Below are 17431 nucleotides of genomic sequence, written 5' to 3' on the forward strand. Positions count from 1 at the left end.
CGCGTGGCTGCAGCACTCAATCAAGGACCTTGAGCGATGCCGACGAACTACTCACGAGCCCAAGTGCTCGACATCATCGAACGCGAAGCGGCCGAGCGGAATATTCCGCGTGACGACTTCCTGCGTTTTGCCCACGTAGAGACTGGCGGCGCCTTCGACGAGTTGGCCAGCCGCGGCCCCGGTGGTGCGAAAGGACTGTTCCAGTTCACTCCGCCAACCGCCCAGCAGTACGGCATTGCCGGACGCGAACTGGACGCGGTGGTCAACACCGACGCAGCAGCGCGGCTGTATCTGGATAACCGGACGAGCCTGGTCAATCGGCACGAACGCGATGGGCGGCCCTACCTGTCGGGCAAGCCGGAGCCCGATGGCCTGGATATGTACCTGGCCCATCAGCAAGGCGCCGGTGGCTACCGCTCTCTGCAGACCGCGATCGCCACGGGATCTTTTGGCCTGGAAAGCACACGCGCCAATATTCTCAACAATGTCGGCGAGAAAGAGCTGAAGTCGTTGACCGGCGTGGATTCGGCAACGTTCCGGCGCATGTCCGACAAGGATATGGCACAGACGTTTGTGCAGTACTGGGATACGAAGATGGACCGTATCCGTATTCCCGAAAAAGGCATCGAGCCCATTTCGGCCACGCAGCAGGCACCGTCGCACGCTGCGCCAGCGCATTCCGCGCCTGCCCAGCCGGAGAAACCCGCAGCGCAAGGCATCGCGCTTCACGCGGCCTACGACCTCACCAATAAATACGACCACGTCAAATACGGCCTGGGCGCGAAAGATCCCGACAAAGGCAGGGTCGATTGTTCGGGCTGGGTGGTCGAGATGCAGAACGCGACCATGGATGAGATCAACAAGGGCGCCGGCAAGGCCATCTTCACCAAGGACGAAAAGTTCAGCCCTGGTTTCGACAGCGCGTCCGAACTGCTGCGCAAGGCCGAGCTGCGCTCCGGCGTGCTGATCCAAGGCAAGGACGTGACTGCCCAGAGCCTCAAAGAAGGCATGATCATCGGCGAGGACAATGGCCCGCAGAGTTGGGACAAGGGGCGTTACAAGGGCATCGACCACATCACGATGGTGGTGCGCGACCCCAAGGATGGCCAGCTCAAGATCAGCCAATCCCGTGGCGGCGAGGGTGTTGAGCTCAGCTCGCTGGATTTCTACCTTGAGCGCAAGCACGCCAAGGGCGTCAAGCTGTATGCGAGCGACCCGCTGTCTGAGGCGCGCGACCTGCTGCAGGAGCGCAGCCAGAACAAGCAGCAATCCCACCCAGCGTCCGAGCACAAACCCAGCCAGGCACACGCCGCCGCGGATGCGCCGAGTGTCCTGCGCGAAAATGCGCGTGGTGCAGAAGTGCGCACCTTGCAGCAGACGCTGCAGCAACTGGGCTACAAGGACGCAGCCGGCAACGAACTCAAGGCTGACGGTGCCTATGGCCAACGGACCAGCGACGCGGTCAAGGCATTCCAGCGTGCGCATGGGCTGCAGGACGATGGCGTGGTTGGCCGCGATACGCAGGCTGCGCTGAAGCAGGCGGAAAAGACGCCACTGCTCTCGGAGAAAACCAACCCCGACCACCCGCTGTTCAATCAGGCCCTCAACAAGCTGGAACAGCTCGGCCCCAATGCCTTCGCCAATCGGCAGCAGCTGGTAAATGCAGCCGGCCACATGACCTTCGAAGCCAAGGTCAGCGGCATGCAACGCATCGACATGGTGGCGCAAAGCAAGGATGGCAACGGACTGTTTGCCGTGCAGGGTCAGCCAACCGACCCGGCGCATCAGCGGATCTACACCGAAAAGGCAACCGCTGCGGAACGTCCGCTGGAGCAAAGCAGCAATGCGGTGCGGCAGGATGCGCAAACGCAAACGCAGGTCCAAGATCAGCACGAGCAACAACGTAGCCAGACGCGCAGCGTCGGTTGATTGGTGCAATAAAAACACAGAAGGGGCGCCGATCGATGGATCGGCGCCCCTTCGGGTTACGCCTGCATTGCTTGTTTTTTCGAATCACATCGAGCGCCGGATATCCGGCGTCAACAGGGGTGATCCGTCAGTTGGACGTCGCAACAGCCGCTCTGTCAGGGAACCACTGCGGCAACTGCTCGGCGAATTTCGCTGCACATTCGTCGCTATAGGCCTGTGCTGCTTGCTTGACCAATGCGTAATCGTTGGCTTCCCATTCTTCCAGCGAGGCAGTGCGCGGTGTCGGCGCACAGTCCAGACTGACCGGGCTCGCCTTGCGCTTCAAAAAGCCGCTGCGCTCCCCACCGATCGTCACTGCGTAGCGCAGCTCGTAAGGCGACTTGGTATCGGCCAGGCTCTGATAGACCAGCAGCCAGTCCGACATCAGCACCTGCAACGGGAACGGTTCTACCGGCACGGCCCCCGGATGCCCAGTGAAGTAGGTCTTCAAATGCGCGTTGACCGCATCGCGCTGCAATTGATAGCCAGGATTCACCAGGCCTTCCATCTTTTCGCCTTTCAGCTGATCTTTTCCGAAGGCAGAGACCGCAACACCGCGCGCAAATAGGCTGGTAGCGATTTGCAAGCCGACGACCATCCCGGTATGTCCGCGGCGGACGACACGTAGCATCTCGTCGCCGTTGGGCAAGCCGTTCGAGCCCACGCGCATGCTGGAATGCAATGGGAGTTGCAAGGCCCAATCTGCCGAGGGCGTCATGACAGCCCCTGCATCGGACTGCGGATTTGGTTGCGCGTCTGTTGCGGCGACCGACACAGTGCCTGCAACTGCAGCAGCCGCATACGCAGTTGCCGCGGAGAAATCCCCGCTTGCAAACGCAGGCACCACCGCCGTGGCTTCGGTCATGCGCGCAGAGGTACAGAACGTGCCAGCCGCCCGCATCTGTGCTTCATGGAAGCCAATGCCGTTGATCTGGTGCACGACGGCATCCTTGCCGTACTGTTCCACCAGCTTGCCGATCAACGCATCGGAGGGCGATTGCTGTGCACAGACCTTGGCGGCTGCGATGCGCGACCAGGCGAACTGCAGCGCAGGATCCCAGCCCATCGCATCTTCGCCCACGAATCCGTGGTCGTAGTGATACGCATAAATGGCAGGGTCGATCTCCTGCAGCGTCATTCCGCCCTGGCCGGCATAGCCCAGCGGCACGTCTTGGGCAACAGCAAGCCCCGGCAATGCCAACAGCACCGCAGCGATACACGTCTTCATGAATCCCTGTCCCTATGGATAAGTACGCCGCGCTGCATGTCCCCCATGCAGCGCGACCGATGCGTCACCGCTCGCACACGACGGCTTCCAACCTGCAGGACTCTGATCGACGGGTAATGGCACAACGCACCCGGCCGATCGTCCTGCAGGGATAGTGTGCCCGCACACGGCAGCCATCGCAGTCGGGGCGGTCCCCACGCATGTGTGGGGACCGCCCCTTCGAGTAGCCAACAAAACGACTGCGCAGCCGTCAGGCGGGCGCGGCGGGTGCTCGGAATCAGCATTTACCACTCCTACACTGCGATTCTGAGCGCGCCGTCCGCGCCCACCTGACGGCTGCTCGCTACGTTTTGTTAGCCGCTCTAAGATGCTCACTGCTTAGGCATGCAAGATTCCGCCTGGGCCTGGTTGCCAATCGCGTGGCGTGCGCAATGCGGCCAATACACGCACCAGCTCGCGATAGCTCTGGGCCAGTTGCGCGAACAGACCCGCATCGCTGCAGCGGGTATCGGCCACTTCGGAATACGCGCCCCTGCCCAGATCGATGAAGTAATCCACACTGAGGCGCCGGCGTTGCGCCACACCGGGAAACAGGCCTGCAATCAGCAGGCAGCCGTCGCCCACATCACGCAGTGCGTCGGCCCGCACGCTACCGATCTGGTCCTGCGCATGCAGCCATGCCAGCGCCTGCGTGCGCGAAAGCAGATGCGCATCGCGCTGGAAGCGCAGCAACACGAACACCAGATAGTGCTCGCGCGATTCGTCCAGCGGACGCGCGATCCGCTGCCCCGCCTCGCGCACCAACGCCTGCCACAATTCGGCCGGCGCCCCCTGTTTGAAAGACTCGTGCATACGTCCTCCTGCGTGGTGTGGACCCTCGCCAGGAGCTTATGCATAACTTGGGCCACTGCGTTGGCAGAGGCTGTGGTGGAGCGCTAAGGACGGCCGCTGGCAGTGCTGCCGCGCCTTTGGCGGATGGATAGGGCCACTGCTGGAAAGGGCATGGCCACGTGCAAAGGCAAGATGTCGGCGACCGCTTTGCGAGGAACTGAACCTCGCGCGTTGCGCACTAGCGCGGCCAGCACGACGTCGCAAGCAATCGCCATCCTGGAACATGACAGCGACAGAGCCGACCATGCACTGACTGCACGCAGCAGGCAGTGCGCGCAGCCGCCACCGCGGCAGCGCTTATTCCACCGTCACCGACTTGGCCAGATTGCGCGGCTTGTCCACATCGGTGCCGCGCGCCAGGGCGGTGTGGTAGGCCAGCAATTGCACCGGGATGGTGTGGATCACCGGCGACAGCACGCCGGCATGGCGTGGGGTGCGGATGACATGCACGCCTTCGGAGTCGCTGAAGTGGCTGTCCTGGTCGGCGAACACGAACAGCTCGCCGCCGCGTGCGCGCACTTCCTGCATGTTGGACTTGACCTTCTCCAGCAGGCGGTCGTTCGGTGCGATCACCACCACCGGCATCGCCGCGTCCACCAGCGCCAGCGGGCCGTGCTTCAACTCGCCGGCCGGGTACGCTTCGGCGTGGATATAGGAGATTTCCTTGAGCTTGAGCGCGCCTTCCAATGCAATCGGGTAATGCAGGCCGCGACCGAGGAACAGCGCATTCTCCTTGGGCGAAAATCGTTCGGCCCAGGCCATGATCTGCGGTTCCAGATTCAACGCATGCTGCACGCTGCCGGGCAAAAAGCGCAGCTGCTCCAGATACTCGGCTTCTTCGGCGTCACTGATGCGGCCCTGCAACGTTCCCAGCACCATGGTGAGCTGGAACAACACCGCCAGCTGGGTGGTGAAGGCCTTGGTCGAGGCCACGCCGATCTCGGCGCCGGCACGTGTATAACAGACCAGTTCGCTGGCGCGCGGGATCGCACTTTCCGGCACGTTGCAGATCGACAGCGTGTGCAGATGCCCAAGCGATTTGGCGTATTTCAGCGCTTCCATCGTGTCCAGCGTTTCGCCGGACTGGGAGATGGTCACGATCAGATGCTTCGGGTTGGCATAGGCGGCGCGGTAGCGGTATTCGCTGGCGATCTCCACGCTGCATGGCAGCCCGGCAATGGCTTCGATCCAGTAACGCGCGGTCATGCCGGCGTAGTAGCTGGTACCGCAGGCCAGGATCTGCACGCCTTCGATGTCGCGCAGCACCGCTTCTGCGTTGGCACCGAACAGCGATGCCGGGAAACCCTTGGCATCGATCGCCGCCTCGATGGTGTCGGCCAAGACGCGCGGCTGCTCGTGGATTTCCTTCTGCATGAAATGCCGGAACGGGCCCAGTTCCAGCGAGGCCAGCGACACGTCCGACAGGTGCAGCGGGCGCTCCACCGGCGCATCGTTGCCGTCGAAGATGCGCACGCCATCGCGGCGCAGTTCGGCGGTATCGCCTTCTTCGAGGAAGATCACCTGGCGTGTGGCCTGCACGATCGCCGAGACATCGGAGGCGACGAAGTTCTCGCCCTCGCCTACCCCGATCAGCAACGGGCAGCCCATGCGCGCGCAGACGAAGCGTTCCGGTTCGGCCTGGCTCATCACCGCCAGCGCATAGGCACCGGTCAGTTCCTTGACGGTGCGCTGCAGCGCGGTGAGCAGGTCCCCGGCGCTGCCCAGATGGTGATGGATCAGATGCGCGATGACCTCGGTGTCGGTCTGCGACTCGAAGGTGTAGCCGAGCGCGCGCAGTTTTTCGCGCTGCGCTTCGTGGTTTTCGATGATGCCGTTATGCACCAGCGCCACGCCGGCGCTGATGTGCGGGTGCGCGTTGGCCTCGGTCACCCCGCCATGGGTGGCCCAGCGCGTATGGCCGATGCCCAGGGTGGCGCCGAGCTGTTCGGCCTGCGCGGCCTGCGCCATCTCGGCCACCCGCCCGGTGCGACGCACCCGGCGCACCTGCGCGCCGTCGAGCACTGCAATGCCGGAGGAATCGTAGCCGCGGTATTCCAGGCGCTTGAGTCCCTCGATCAGGACCGGGACCACATCGCGCCCGGCGATCGCTCCGACAATGCCGCACATAAGACAGCTCTCGCAAAAGAAGTCGGACATTTTAGCGTGTCCGCTCTTGTCCGCTGCATGACCGTGCCCGGACAGCGTGTCCGCCACCAGTGTCCGCGGACACTGCGGACACTGGCCATCACGCCATAAAATCCATCTCTTTCAATGAGTTGAGCGTTGGCACAGGTCCTGCTTTATTGCAGTGACGCCACCGAGCCAGCCGATCATGATTCGCGATACCTCCGCCCAGGACCAGGTTCTCCGTACACCCGCCCAGCGCGCACCGTGGCGCCGTTGGCTGTGGCCCGGTATCGCCACGGTGGCGGTGCTGGCCGGCATCGGCTGGGCCGTGACTGCGTGGAGCGCCGGCAGCCGCTCGTTCGACGCCAGCCGCGTGCGCATCGCCACCGTCACCCAGGGCGACCTGGTGCGCGACATCGCCGCCGACGGCCGCGTGATCGCTGCCAACAGCCCGGTGCTGTACGCCATCTCGGCCGGCACGGTGACGCTGAGCGTGGTGGCTGGCGACGTGGTCAAGCAGGGCCAGGAACTGGCGCGCATCGACAGCCCCGAGTTGCGCAGCAAGCTCGCGCAGGAGCAGGCCACCCTGGCGGGCCTGGAAGCCGAATCCAGCCGCGCGGCCCTGGATGCCACCCTGGCGCGTGCCAACGCCAGCAAGCTCACCGACCAGGCCCAGATCGACAAGCAGGCCGCCGCGCGCGACCTGGAGCGCTACCAGCGCGGCTTTGACGGCGGCGCCGTGCCGCAGGTGGAACTGGCCAAGGCGCAGGACACCTTGAAGAAGACCGATATCGACCTGCAGCATGCCCAGCGCGATGCCGCGTTGAAGAGCCAGGGCGCGGACCTGGATTCGCGCAACAAGCGCCTGCTGGCGGACCGCCAACGCGCTGTGGTGGCCGAAGTGCAGCGCCAGGTGGACGCGCTCACGCTGCGCTCGCCCTTCGATGGTCAGGTCGGCCAGGTGCAGGCCGTGCAGCACACCCAGGTCGCTGCGAACGCGCCGATTCTGGGCGTGGTGGATCTGTCCAAGTTCGAAGTGGAGATCAAGGTGCCGGAGAGTTTCGCGCGCGATCTGGCGATCGGCATGCCGGCCCAGCTCACCAGCGGCAGCGGCGAACCGTTCGCGGGCGCCGTCTCGGCGGTGTCGCCGGAAGTGGTCAACGGCGAAGTCACTGCGCGCATCCGCTTCACCGACAAGCAGCCGCCGGGCCTGCGCCAGAGCCAGCGCATGAGCGCACGCGTGCTGATGGATACGCGCCGCAACGTGCTCAAGGTCGAACGCGGCCCGTTCCTCGAACAATCCGGCGGCAGCTATGCCTATGTGATGGATGGCAACACGGCGGTGCGCCGCCCCGTGCGCATGGGCGTCAGCAGCCTGGGCGAAGTGCAGGTGCTCTCCGGGCTACAGGTCGGCGACCGCGTGGTGGTCTCCGGCGCAGACAACTTTGGCGACGCGCCGCGCGTCACCGTCCACTGATTCGATCGTTCCCACTCGTCGCACACTCTCTTCGCAAAGGAATCGGCAATGCTCAAGATGCAAGCAGTCTCCAAGGTCTTCCGCACCGAACAGGTGGAAACGCATGCGCTGCGGTCGCTGGACCTGCATGTGCGCGAAGGCGAATTCGTCGCGGTCACCGGCCCCTCCGGCTCGGGCAAGACCACCTTCCTCAACCTGGCCGGGCTGCTGGAAACCTTCACCAGCGGGCAGTATGTGCTCGACGGCGAAGACGTCAGCCATCTGTCCGACGATGCGCGTTCGCGCCTGCGCAACCGGAAGATCGGTTTCATCTTCCAGGGCTTCAACCTGATTCCCGACCTCAACCTGTTCGACAACGTCGATGTGCCGCTGCGGTATCGCGGCATGCCTGCAGCCGAGCGCAAGCAGCGCATCGAAGAGGCACTGACCAAGGTCGGCCTGGGCTCGCGCCTGCGTCACTACCCCACCGAACTGTCTGGCGGCCAGCAGCAGCGTGCTGCGATTGCGCGCGCGCTGGCCGGCAGCCCGCGCCTGCTGCTGGCCGACGAACCCACCGGCAACCTGGACTCGCAGATGGCGCGCGGGGTGATGGAACTGCTGGAAGAGATCAACAGTCAGGGCACCACCATCGTGATGGTCACCCACGACCCGGAACTGGCCGCACGCGCGCAGCGCAACGTGCATATCGTCGACGGCCAGGCCACCGACCTGGAACGCAATCCCAGCCTGATGCGCACGCCTGCCGCCGTTGCAACCCTGGCCGACTAAGGAGCCCACCCATGTTCGGCTACTACTTTCATCTTGCGGTGCGCAGCTTCCGCCGCAACAAGGTACTCACCGCATTGATGGTGCTGGCCATTGCGCTGGGCATCGGCGCCAGCATGACCACCTTGACGGTGTTCTATGTGTTGTCGGGCGACCCGATCCCGCAGAAGAGTGATCGGTTGTTCAATGTATTGGTCGACCCGCAGCCGAAGGCCGGTTTTCAGCCAGGCGAAGAACCGGACGATCAAGTGACCCGCTTCGATGCCGAGGCATTGCTGCGTGAGAAACGCGGCAAGCGACAGGCCATGATGACCGGCGGCAACCTGGCGATCGAACCGGAAAAGAGCGGGCTGAGCGCCTTCAAGTCGGAAGCGCGCTACACCTCGGCCGATTTCTTTCCGATGTTCGAGCCGCCCTTCCTGTATGGACAGGCTTGGTCGCACAACAGCGACGACCGCCACGAACGTGTCGTGGTCATTACCAGGACGCTCAACGACAAACTGTTCGACGGCGGCAACAGCGTGGGCCGCGAACTACGCTTGAACAAGAACACCTTCCGCATCGTCGGCGTGCTCGACGCCTGGCAGGTCAATCCGCGCTTCTACGACCTCACCGACAGCTACGGCTCCGACGAACAGCTCTATCTGCCTTTCTCGGCGGCGATGGATCTGAAGATGGATCACTACGGCAGCACCAACTGCTTCGGCGAAGTCGAAACCGGCGATACCACCGCGCTCAACGCGCCCTGCACCTGGGTGCAGTACTGGGTGGAGCTAGACAGTGCCTCGCAGGTCGGCGACTACAAGGCCTATCTGGATAACTACTCCAACCAGCAACGCGCCGCCGGACGCTTCGAACGCCCCAACAACGTCCGCCTGCGCAACGTGATGGAATGGCTGGACCACAACAAGGTGGTGCCGAGCGACGTGCGCCTGCAGCTCTGGCTGGCGATGGGCTTCCTGCTGGTCTGCCTGCTCAATACCGTGGGCCTGTTGCTGGCGAAGTTCCTGCGCCGCAGCGGCGAGATTGGCGTACGCCGCGCCCTGGGCGCATCGCGCGGTGCCATCTTCGCGCAATGCCTGGTGGAAGCCGGGACGGTGGGGTTAGCCGGCGGCATCGCCGGACTGGGACTGGCGTGGCTGGGACTGTGGGCGGTCCGCCAGCAGCCGGTGCCCTACGCCAAGCTCGCTCATCTGGATCCGAAGATGCTGCTGCTGACATTCGTGCTGGCGCTGGTCGCCAGCGTCCTGGCCGGCCTGCTGCCATCGTGGCGCGCCATCCAGGTCGCACCGGCGCTGCAGCTCAAATCGTCCTGACCCTCACGCCCGCCGCGGCGCGGCGGGCACGGTCCCTCATCGAAGGTTATTGCCCATGGACATCCGTCCTATCGTTTCCACGCTGCGCCGCCACAAGACGGCATCGGCACTGATCGTGCTCGAGATCGCCCTGGCCTGCGCGATCGTTTGCAACGCGCTGTTTCTGATCGGCAACCGCATCGAGACCTTGCAGCGCATCAGCGGCCTCGCCGAATCGGAACTGGTCAGCATCCGCCTGGGCGGCATCGGCACCCAGGTCAACGCCGATGCGCGCACCCGCGAGGATCTGGCGGCACTGCGCGGCATTCCCGGCGTGCGCGGCGCGATCATCACCAACCAGGTTCCTTTCGTGAACTCCTCCTCCAACACCGGCCTGACGTTGACCCCGGATCAGGAGCGTTCCACCCTCAATGCCGCGCAATATCTGGTCAGCGAAGGCGCCGTGGGCATCATGGGGTTGCAGCTGGTGGCCGGGCGCGATTTCAACAAGGACGAATACATCAGCCTGGAGACGGCGGACAACGACAAGAGCGTGCGCGCGAAGGGATCGTCACTCATCGTCACCCAGGCGACGGCGGACAAACTGTTTCCCGATCACAGCGCGCTGGGCAAGACCGTGTATTCGGGCGATATCCCGCTGCGCATTGTCGGCATCGTGCAGACCCTGGTGCGCCCCAACAATGTCAACGGCATCGACAAGATTAATTATTCGATGCTGCTGCCGATCCGCGCACCCTACACCGATGGCCAGTACCTGCTACGCGTCGGCGACCCGGCGCAGCGGCAGGAAGTCCTGCAAGCGGCGGTGAGCGCGCTGATGAAGCTGGACAGCAGCCGACTGGTGCTGAAACAGGAAACCTACTCCGAGATCCGCGACAAGTACTTCCGCAACGACCGCGCGATGATCTGGTTGCTGGGCGCGGTCTGTGTCGCGCTGCTGGTGGTCACCGCGCTGGGCATCGTGGGCCTGGCCAGCTTCTGGGTGCAGCAGCGCACCAAGCAGATCGGCATCCGCCGCGCGCTGGGCGCCACCCGCGGGCAGATCCTGCGCTACTTCCAGATCGAGAATTTCCTGCTCGCCTCGCTCGGCATCGTGCTCGGCATGCTGATGGCGTACTCGATCAACGTGTGGTTGATGGCGCGCTACGAACTGCCGCGCCTGCCGGCAGTCTACCTGCCGATCGGTGCGGTGCTGCTGTGGGCGCTAGGCCAGCTGGCGGTGTTCTGGCCGGCACGCCGCGCCGCCGCTGTGCCGCCGGCGGTCGCCACCCGCAGCGCATAGGCAGGCAAACGCATTATCGCCATCGACAAACTTCCTGGACCACCATCGATGAAGAACAACCGAGCCCTTCTGTTCGCCGCCCTGTCCCTGCTCTCCCTGCCGGCCCTGGCCGAGACACCGGTCACCGCTGCCGATCTCCAAGCCACCATCGCCACCCTGGACCAGGAGGTCTTCGACAGCTTCAACCGCTGCGCCGACCCGGCGCAGCTGGAAAAGCATGCCAGCTATTTCGATCCGCACGTCGAGTTCTATCACGACACCGGCGGGGTTACATGGAACCGCGAGGACATGCTGGCAAACACCCGCAAGTACGCGTGCGGGCACTACACCCGAGAATTGATCCCCGGCAGCCTGAAGGTCTACCCGGTTCGGGATTTCGGCGCGATCGCGCAAGGCCAGCACCGCTTCTGCGATCGGGCGACCGGCAAGTGCGAAGGCGCGGCCGACTTCCTGATGATCTGGCACCTGCATTAGGGGCAGTGGATCATTACCCGCGTACTGAGCTACGCCCACCGCGCCGTAGCGGGCAGCTAGCCGCTACGATGGCATCCCATCCAACCTGATCCGCCATGCCCCAGATCCTGATCATCGACGACAACACGGCCGTGGCCACTGCATTGGAGGTGCTGTTTTCGTTGCACGACATCGAGGCGCGGCACGCGCATTCGCCGCAGGCCGGGCTGGCGCTGCTGGACGAGCAGGCGTTCGATCTGGTGATCCAGGACATGAACTTCACCGCCGATACCACCTCCGGCGAAGAAGGCGAGGCGCTGTTTACCCAACTGCGTCAGCGTCATCCGGACCTGCCCGTGATCCTGCTCACCGCCTGGACGCATCTGGGCAGCGCGGTGGGCCTGGTCAAGGCCGGCGCGGCCGATTACATCGCCAAACCCTGGGACGACACCAAGCTGCTGACCACGGTCAACAACCTGCTGGAACTGTCCGAAGCACGCCGCGAGCTGGAACGTCGGCGCGAACGCGAACGGCGCGGCCGCGAGCAGCTGACCCAGCGCTACGATCTGCGCGGCGCGGTGTTCGCCGATCCTGCCAGCGAGCGCGCCATCGCCCTCGCCTGTCAGGTCGCACGCTCGGACTTGCCGGTGCTGATCACCGGCCCCAACGGCAGCGGCAAGGAAAAGATTGCCGAGATCATCCAGGCCAATTCGGCCACCAGACACGGCCCGTTCATTGCACTCAACTGCGGCGCCTTGCCAGGCGAATTGATCGAAGCCGAATTATTCGGTGCCGAAGCCGGTGCCTACACCGGCGCCAACAAGGCGCGCGAAGGCAAGTTCGAAGCGGCCGATGGCGGCACGCTGTTTCTCGACGAGATCGGCAACCTGCCGCTGGCGGGGCAAATGAAGTTGCTGCGCGTGCTGGAAACCGGCCGTTACGAGCGGCTGGGCTCCAACCGCGAACGCCACGCCAAGGTGCGCGTGATCAGCGCCACCAATGCCGATCTGCCGGCGATGATCCGCGACGGCAGTTTTCGCGAGGATCTGTATTACCGGCTCAACACGGTGGAAATCGCACTGCCTGCACTGGCCGAACGCCCCGGCGATATCGGCCCGCTGGCCGAGCACTTCCTTGCCGGCGAAAAGCCGCTGTCCGCGCAGGCGCGCGATGCATTGCAACGGCATGGCTGGCCCGGCAACGTGCGCGAGCTGCGCAATGTGCTGCAACGCGCCGCCTTGCTCGCGCAGGGCGCGCGTATCGAAGCGGGCGATCTGAATCTGCCACGTGCACCCGCCCCACGGCAGGCGGCGCCGGCTGCAGGCGAGCCGGATCGCGCGCGTATCGAACAGGCGCTGGCACGCGCGCAAGGTGTGATCGCACAAGCCGCCGCCGAGCTGGGGTTGAGCCGCCAGGCCCTCTATCGGCGCATGGACCGCTACGGCATCACCTCGGAATGAACTTTCGTATGCGGAGCCGCTCTTTCACGTTTGCGCTGTTTTTACGCTTGCTGCCGGTGCTCGCGCTGGCAGCTGCATTGCCGTGGTTCATGGCGTACTGGCTGGACCGCGGCTGGCAGGTGGCGGCGATTTCGGTCGTCGTGCTGCTGGCGGCGATGTGGTTCAGCCTCACCCGCGCCACCGCGCCGATGCGCTCGCTGTTTCGTGCGCTGGCGGGCACCACCAGCAGCTACCGCGATGGCGAGTACAACTTCGGCGTGTATTGGCGCTGCAACGACGAACTGGCGCAACTGGTGCAGGCGCATGCCGAGCTTGGCGATGTGCTGCGTGCGCAGCGTAGCCATCTTGTGCAGCGCGAGCTGATGCTCGACACCATGCTGCAGAACACGCCGGTGGCCATGCTGCTGGTGGTCGCCGGCGGCGATGGCCTGCGGCGGATCGGGTTTTCCAACAACGCCGCACGCAAACTGCTGTATGAGGGGCGCAAGCTGGAAGGCCAGCATCTGGACGATGTGCTCGGCCGCATGCCGGCCGAATTGCGCGACGCATTGGCACGCGGCGGGGACTGCCTGTTCGCGGTACGCGAAGATGGCGACGACGAAGAAGACGAGCAGATCTATCACCTGTCGCGGCGTAGCTTTCACATCAACGGGCGCGGACACGAGCTGTTGTTGATCCGCACCTTGACCACCGAGTTGCGCCGCCAGGAAGTGCAGACCTGGAAGAAAGTCATCCGCGTGATCAGCCACGAATTGAACAATTCGCTGGCACCGATCGCCTCGCTGGCGCATTCGGGTGCCGAGCTCCTGCGCCGCGAACGCACCGATCGCCTGGGGACGGTGTTCGAGACCATCGAAGAGCGCGCGCGTCACCTGGAAGGCTTTATCCGCGGCTATGCGCGCTTTGCCAAATTGCCGCAACCGCAGCTGCAGACCATCGAATGGGCGCCGTTTCTGCAACGCTTGCAGCAACAGATTCCGTTCAAGGTGCAGGGCACGCTCACCGATGTCTCCAGCCGGATCGATGCAGCGCAGATCGAACAGGCGCTGCTCAATCTGCTGAAAAATGCCCACGAGGCCTGCAGCGAAGCGCAGCCACCCAACAGCGACGTGGCGCTGCGGGTCACGCGCGTACCCCAATGGCTACGCATCGAGGTGCTCGACCGTGGTAATGGCATGAACGAAGCGGTACTGCACAACGCGCTGATGCCCTTCTATTCGACCAAGCGCAATGGCACAGGTCTTGGCCTTGCGCTCACCCGCGAGATCGCCGAAGCGCACGGCGGCCGCATCTCGCTGCATAACCGCGAACAGGGCGGACTGTGCGTGACCTTGCTGTTGCCATTGGCGGCTTGAACACACCGCATTACTCAGGCAACACGCTCCGCGTATTCATGCCGCTGGCTGCGATGCGCACGCACGGCGCAGACTGCACCGCGCAGTGAACAGTCGCAGCCGCTACGGCGATTTCTTGGTCGGCCGCTTCCAGCCTTCGACCACGGTCTGCCGCGCACGCGTCACACTGAGCTGACCCGCAGGCGCATCGCTCGTGATCACCGAGCCGGCACCGATGGTGGAATTGGCGCCAATCTCGATCGGTGCCACCAATGCGCTATTGGAGCCGACAAAGGCGCCATCGCCGATGGTAGTCTGCGACTTGTTCACCCCGTCGTAGTTGCAGGTGATGGTGCCGGCACCGATGTTGACCTTGCTGCCGATCACCGCATCGCCCAGATAGGTCAGATGGTTGGCCTTGCTGCCGACGCCCATGGTGACCTTTTTGGTTTCCACGAAATTGCCGATATGCACGCCATCGGCCAGCACGGTGCCGGGGCGCAGGCGCGCGAATGGGCCGATCTGCACCGCGCCCTCGGTGATCACGCCTTCCAGATCGCTGTGCGCACGCACCTGGGTGCCGGCACCGAGCGTGACGTCACGCAAGCGCACGAACGGGCCGATCACCACGTCATCGCCCAGGGTCACATTGCCTTCCAGGATCACATCGATATCCAGCTGCACATCGCGGCCCACCTGCACGCTGCCACGCTGCTCCACACGCGCTGGGTCGGCCATGCGCACGCCCTGCAGGCAAAGCGTGCGCGCGGCGCGCAGCTGCCAGGCACGCTCAAGCTGGGCGAGTTGCCACGGGTCGTTGGCACCCTCCACGTCCTGCGGGTCGGCCACATGCACCATGTCGGCCGGCGTGAAATCGGCAGCGGCGCTGGCGAACACGTCGGTGAGATAGAACTCGCCTTGCGCATTGTCGTTGGACAAGCCAGCCAGCCAACGGCGCAGTGCGGTGGATTCAGCGGTGAGGATGCCGGTATTGATGGTGCGAATGCGGCGCTGCTCGTCATTGGCATCCTTCTGCTCGACGATGGCGGCCACCTTGCCCTCCGCATCGCGCAGGATGCGTCCATAGCCGGTGGGATTGGCCAGTTCGGCGACCAGCACCGCCATGCGGCCCGGCGCATGCAGCAGCTGCAGCAGGCTCTCGCTGCGGATCAACGGCACATCGCCATACAACACCAGCACGGTTGCCGCATCGGGAATCGCGGGCATTGCCTGCTGCACGGCATGTCCGGTGCCCAACTGCTCGCGCTGTTCGGCCCACTGCAGATCGCCTTGATCGGCGAAGGCTGCCTGCACCTGATCGCCGACATGCCCGTATACGATATGGATCGCCGCCGGCTGCAGCTGCCGCGCAGTGGCGATCACATGCGCCAGCATCGGCTGGCCCGCCAGCGGCTGCAGCACCTTGGGCAGCGAGGAGCGCATGCGCTTGCCTTCGCCCGCGGCCAGGATCACAACGTGCAGGGGCAGGGTCATCAAGACATTCCAGGCATGGAGATGTCCAAATTCTAGTCGCTGCGCCCCGTCGCGTCGTTGCCCGAATGCAGCGTTCGCCCGCGCTAACAGCGTTTGCGCCGCGCTGCCGCTAGGATAGGCGCCCCTTTCCTCTGCCCCGCACGCATGAGTCTGTTCCGCCAAGGCAGCCAGTTCATGATCATTGGCGCCCTGCAGCTGGCCGTCGATTGCGGCATCTTCATCGCCGCCACCGCCGCGGGCATGCCTGCGGTGCCCGCCAATCTGCTTGGACGCATCGGCGGCGCCATGCTCGGCTTCTGGCTCAACGGCCGCTACACGTTCGCCCAGCAAGGCGACGCGCGGCTGGGTTGGCGACGCTTCCGCCGCTTCGCGGCGATGTGGCTGACGCTCACCCTGATCAGCACCTGGCTGCTCTCGACCACGGTGGACCTACTCGGGCTGCGTCAGGCATGGCTGGCGAAACCGCTGGTCGAAGGCGGCCTGGCGATCGTGTCGTTCTTCCTGGGCCGGCATGTGGTGTATCGCTGATCGATGCATGCGCAGGCGCTGCGTAATTGCCCGGCCGTGTGGCGATATGACGCAGAAGGGACACTGCTTGCGCACAGGCGTCCAGCAGCAGAATAGCTGCATCGTCTCACGTGATGCTCGACCGCACGTAGGTCTTTGTAAGCTCTTCCACGGCATCCATGCCGCGTCGGATCCTCACGGTGAGCGAGCATGGACCAGTCGCGTTGGCCGGTGTGCGTGGCGTTCGACCAGGCTGCCAGCAACCTTTCTAGTGCAGCGTCCTCGCCGATTGCGTGACAGTGGACGGCAGGGATGCCGCCATCGCCCCCTCAGACGGGTTGACGCCGCGTTCCGCGAGCGACCAGGGCACCACGCCTTGGACACGCCCAGCGTTCGATCTGGACCGCTGACTGCATCCACCCAGATGCGGCCGACAAGCCCGCTGCACTCACCGTCAGGCGAACGCGCGCAGGGTTTGTCGGCCGCTCTGAAGCGCATGACAGCGAGTGGTTCATCGCAGACCGATTCCACCGCATCAGATCAGTGGCAAAAATCGCCCAGGCCACGCACCAGTGCCGCGCGATGCAGCGCATCCAGCTGCCACTGCTCTGCGTAATGCGCAGCGGCGCGCGCGGTGCTGGCCGGGCAGTCGGGCGCGCTGCGCGCTGAGGCCACATCGGCCAGCGCATCGAGCAATTCGCCCTGCAGTTGATCCAGGCGAGCGCGCAGCGCGGTGAGGTCCGGACGCGCAGTATTAGGCGCGCGTCCGCGCTCGCGCCAACGGTTCAGCAGCGCATACTGCACCGACTTGTTGGCCTCGATTTGCGCGCCAAAGAAACGCGCCGCGTCGTCGGCATCCAGCCCATGCGCCGGCGCCTGATCGCGCACGCTTTGCAACACAGCCGCCTCGCGCGCCTGATCCAACACCGGCTTGCCGCTGTCCCACTTGCTTAGCGCTACCGCGTCGCCAATGGCATTGCGCTGCACGATGCGGTCCATCAACAGATCCAGCGGCGGCTGGCTGCGCGCCGGCAATGCGCACCCCAGCAGTCCGGCGGCCAACAGGCCGCTCACCATGTACGCGCGAATGCCATCGATCGAACGGGTCATGCCACCTTCCTCAACGTGC

At 64.5% G+C, this 17431-nt stretch carries 14 protein-coding genes and 1 other RNA gene; 10 read left to right on the forward strand and 5 right to left on the reverse strand.

Annotated elements, in window-relative coordinates:
• Positions 1-63 precede the first annotated feature (63 nt).
• Positions 64-1929, forward strand: a complete 1866-nt coding sequence (locus tag F7R02_RS01965) for an XVIPCD domain-containing protein (RefSeq protein WP_139371025.1) — start codon at positions 64-66, stop codon at positions 1927-1929.
• Between the two features lie 127 nt (positions 1930-2056).
• Here F7R02_RS01965 and F7R02_RS01970 read toward each other — a convergent pair whose 3' ends face one another.
• Positions 2057-3196 carry a hypothetical protein gene (locus F7R02_RS01970; protein ID WP_078590342.1) on the reverse strand — a complete coding sequence of 380 codons (1140 nt, stop codon included), beginning with the start codon at positions 3194-3196 and terminating at the stop codon, positions 2057-2059.
• Positions 3197-3478: 282 nt separating this feature from the next.
• Between F7R02_RS01970 and F7R02_RS01975 the strand changes: the two genes are divergently transcribed.
• A non-coding RNA gene (locus tag F7R02_RS01975) (sX9 sRNA) lies at positions 3479-3555 on the forward strand.
• A gap of 19 nt (positions 3556-3574) precedes the next feature.
• Here F7R02_RS01975 and F7R02_RS01980 read toward each other — a convergent pair.
• The gene (locus tag F7R02_RS01980) at positions 3575-4048 is read right to left on the reverse strand and encodes a hypothetical protein (RefSeq protein WP_003484033.1); all 474 of its coding nucleotides are present in this window, start codon (positions 4046-4048) and stop codon (positions 3575-3577) included.
• Positions 4049-4384: 336 nt separating this feature from the next.
• Positions 4385-6214 carry a glutamine--fructose-6-phosphate transaminase (isomerizing) gene (gene glmS / locus F7R02_RS01985; RefSeq protein WP_078590343.1) on the reverse strand — a complete coding sequence of 610 codons (1830 nt, stop codon included), beginning with the start codon at positions 6212-6214 and terminating at the stop codon, positions 4385-4387.
• Positions 6215-6419: 205 nt separating this feature from the next.
• On the opposite strand from glmS, the gene F7R02_RS01990 reads away from it, so the two are divergent.
• The 7 genes from F7R02_RS01990 (at position 6420) to F7R02_RS02020 (ending at position 14322) form a co-directional block, all read left to right on the forward strand.
• Positions 6420-7691: an efflux RND transporter periplasmic adaptor subunit gene (locus F7R02_RS01990; protein WP_005920864.1), complete on the forward strand. Its 1272-nt coding sequence runs from the start codon at positions 6420-6422 to the stop codon at positions 7689-7691.
• Between the two features lie 48 nt (positions 7692-7739).
• Positions 7740-8459 carry an ABC transporter ATP-binding protein gene (locus F7R02_RS01995; RefSeq protein WP_039579389.1) on the forward strand — a complete coding sequence of 240 codons (720 nt, stop codon included), beginning with the start codon at positions 7740-7742 and terminating at the stop codon, positions 8457-8459.
• Positions 8460-8470: 11 nt separating this feature from the next.
• Entirely contained in the window at positions 8471-9772 is a 1302-nt protein-coding gene (locus F7R02_RS02000; RefSeq protein WP_078517449.1) for an ABC transporter permease, read from the forward strand.
• A gap of 55 nt (positions 9773-9827) precedes the next feature.
• Positions 9828-11054, forward strand: coding sequence for an ABC transporter permease (locus F7R02_RS02005; protein WP_078517450.1), 1227 nt, complete (start codon positions 9828-9830; stop codon positions 11052-11054).
• A gap of 48 nt (positions 11055-11102) precedes the next feature.
• Positions 11103-11528 carry a DUF4440 domain-containing protein gene (locus F7R02_RS02010; RefSeq protein WP_078590344.1) on the forward strand — a complete coding sequence of 142 codons (426 nt, stop codon included), beginning with the start codon at positions 11103-11105 and terminating at the stop codon, positions 11526-11528.
• A gap of 95 nt (positions 11529-11623) precedes the next feature.
• Complete coding sequence (locus F7R02_RS02015; protein ID WP_078590345.1) at positions 11624-12967, forward strand: sigma-54-dependent transcriptional regulator; 1344 nt, start codon at positions 11624-11626, stop codon at positions 12965-12967.
• An 8-nt stretch (positions 12968-12975) separates the two neighbouring features.
• The gene (locus F7R02_RS02020) at positions 12976-14322 is read left to right on the forward strand and encodes a sensor histidine kinase (protein WP_078590346.1); all 1347 of its coding nucleotides are present in this window, start codon (positions 12976-12978) and stop codon (positions 14320-14322) included.
• Between the two features lie 102 nt (positions 14323-14424).
• Here the strand turns inward: F7R02_RS02020 and glmU are convergent, their stop codons facing one another.
• Positions 14425-15795 carry a bifunctional UDP-N-acetylglucosamine diphosphorylase/glucosamine-1-phosphate N-acetyltransferase GlmU gene (glmU, locus tag F7R02_RS02025; protein WP_078586883.1) on the reverse strand — a complete coding sequence of 457 codons (1371 nt, stop codon included), beginning with the start codon at positions 15793-15795 and terminating at the stop codon, positions 14425-14427.
• A gap of 144 nt (positions 15796-15939) precedes the next feature.
• Between glmU and F7R02_RS02030 the strand changes: the two genes are divergently transcribed.
• Positions 15940-16323 (forward strand): GtrA family protein, encoded by a 384-nt coding sequence (locus F7R02_RS02030; RefSeq protein ID WP_003484015.1) that lies wholly within the window; start codon positions 15940-15942, stop codon positions 16321-16323.
• A gap of 519 nt (positions 16324-16842) precedes the next feature.
• On the opposite strand, the gene F7R02_RS02035 is transcribed toward F7R02_RS02030, so the two are convergent.
• A complete protein-coding gene (locus F7R02_RS02035) occupies positions 16843-17412 on the reverse strand; it encodes a chorismate mutase (protein WP_003484013.1) in 570 nt (189 codons plus the stop codon).
• Positions 17413-17431 lie beyond the last annotated feature (19 nt).

The organism is Xanthomonas cissicola, from assembly GCF_008801575.1.
Taxonomy (GTDB): Bacteria; Pseudomonadota; Gammaproteobacteria; order Xanthomonadales; family Xanthomonadaceae; genus Xanthomonas; species Xanthomonas cissicola.

Excerpts from the sequence above, each read along its gene's own strand:
- F7R02_RS01970 (WP_078590342.1), bottom strand. The coding sequence starts at position 3,196 with ATGAAGACGTGTATCGCTGCGGTGCTGTTGGCATTGCCGGGGCTTGCT.
- F7R02_RS01980 (WP_003484033.1), bottom strand. The coding sequence starts at position 4,048 with ATGCACGAGTCTTTCAAACAGGGGGCGCCGGCCGAATTGTGGCAGGCG.
- glmS (WP_078590343.1), bottom strand. The coding sequence starts at position 6,214 with ATGTGCGGCATTGTCGGAGCGATCGCCGGGCGCGATGTGGTCCCGGTC.
- F7R02_RS01990 (WP_005920864.1), top strand. The coding sequence starts at position 6,420 with ATGATTCGCGATACCTCCGCCCAGGACCAGGTTCTCCGTACACCCGCC.
- F7R02_RS01995 (WP_039579389.1), top strand. The coding sequence starts at position 7,740 with ATGCTCAAGATGCAAGCAGTCTCCAAGGTCTTCCGCACCGAACAGGTG.
- F7R02_RS02000 (WP_078517449.1), top strand. The coding sequence starts at position 8,471 with ATGTTCGGCTACTACTTTCATCTTGCGGTGCGCAGCTTCCGCCGCAAC.
- F7R02_RS02005 (WP_078517450.1), top strand. The coding sequence starts at position 9,828 with ATGGACATCCGTCCTATCGTTTCCACGCTGCGCCGCCACAAGACGGCA.
- F7R02_RS02010 (WP_078590344.1), top strand. The coding sequence starts at position 11,103 with ATGAAGAACAACCGAGCCCTTCTGTTCGCCGCCCTGTCCCTGCTCTCC.
- F7R02_RS02015 (WP_078590345.1), top strand. The coding sequence starts at position 11,624 with ATGCCCCAGATCCTGATCATCGACGACAACACGGCCGTGGCCACTGCA.
- F7R02_RS02020 (WP_078590346.1), top strand. The coding sequence starts at position 12,976 with ATGCGGAGCCGCTCTTTCACGTTTGCGCTGTTTTTACGCTTGCTGCCG.
- glmU (WP_078586883.1), bottom strand. The coding sequence starts at position 15,795 with ATGACCCTGCCCCTGCACGTTGTGATCCTGGCCGCGGGCGAAGGCAAG.
- F7R02_RS02030 (WP_003484015.1), top strand. The coding sequence starts at position 15,940 with ATGAGTCTGTTCCGCCAAGGCAGCCAGTTCATGATCATTGGCGCCCTG.
- F7R02_RS02035 (WP_003484013.1), bottom strand. The coding sequence starts at position 17,412 with ATGACCCGTTCGATCGATGGCATTCGCGCGTACATGGTGAGCGGCCTG.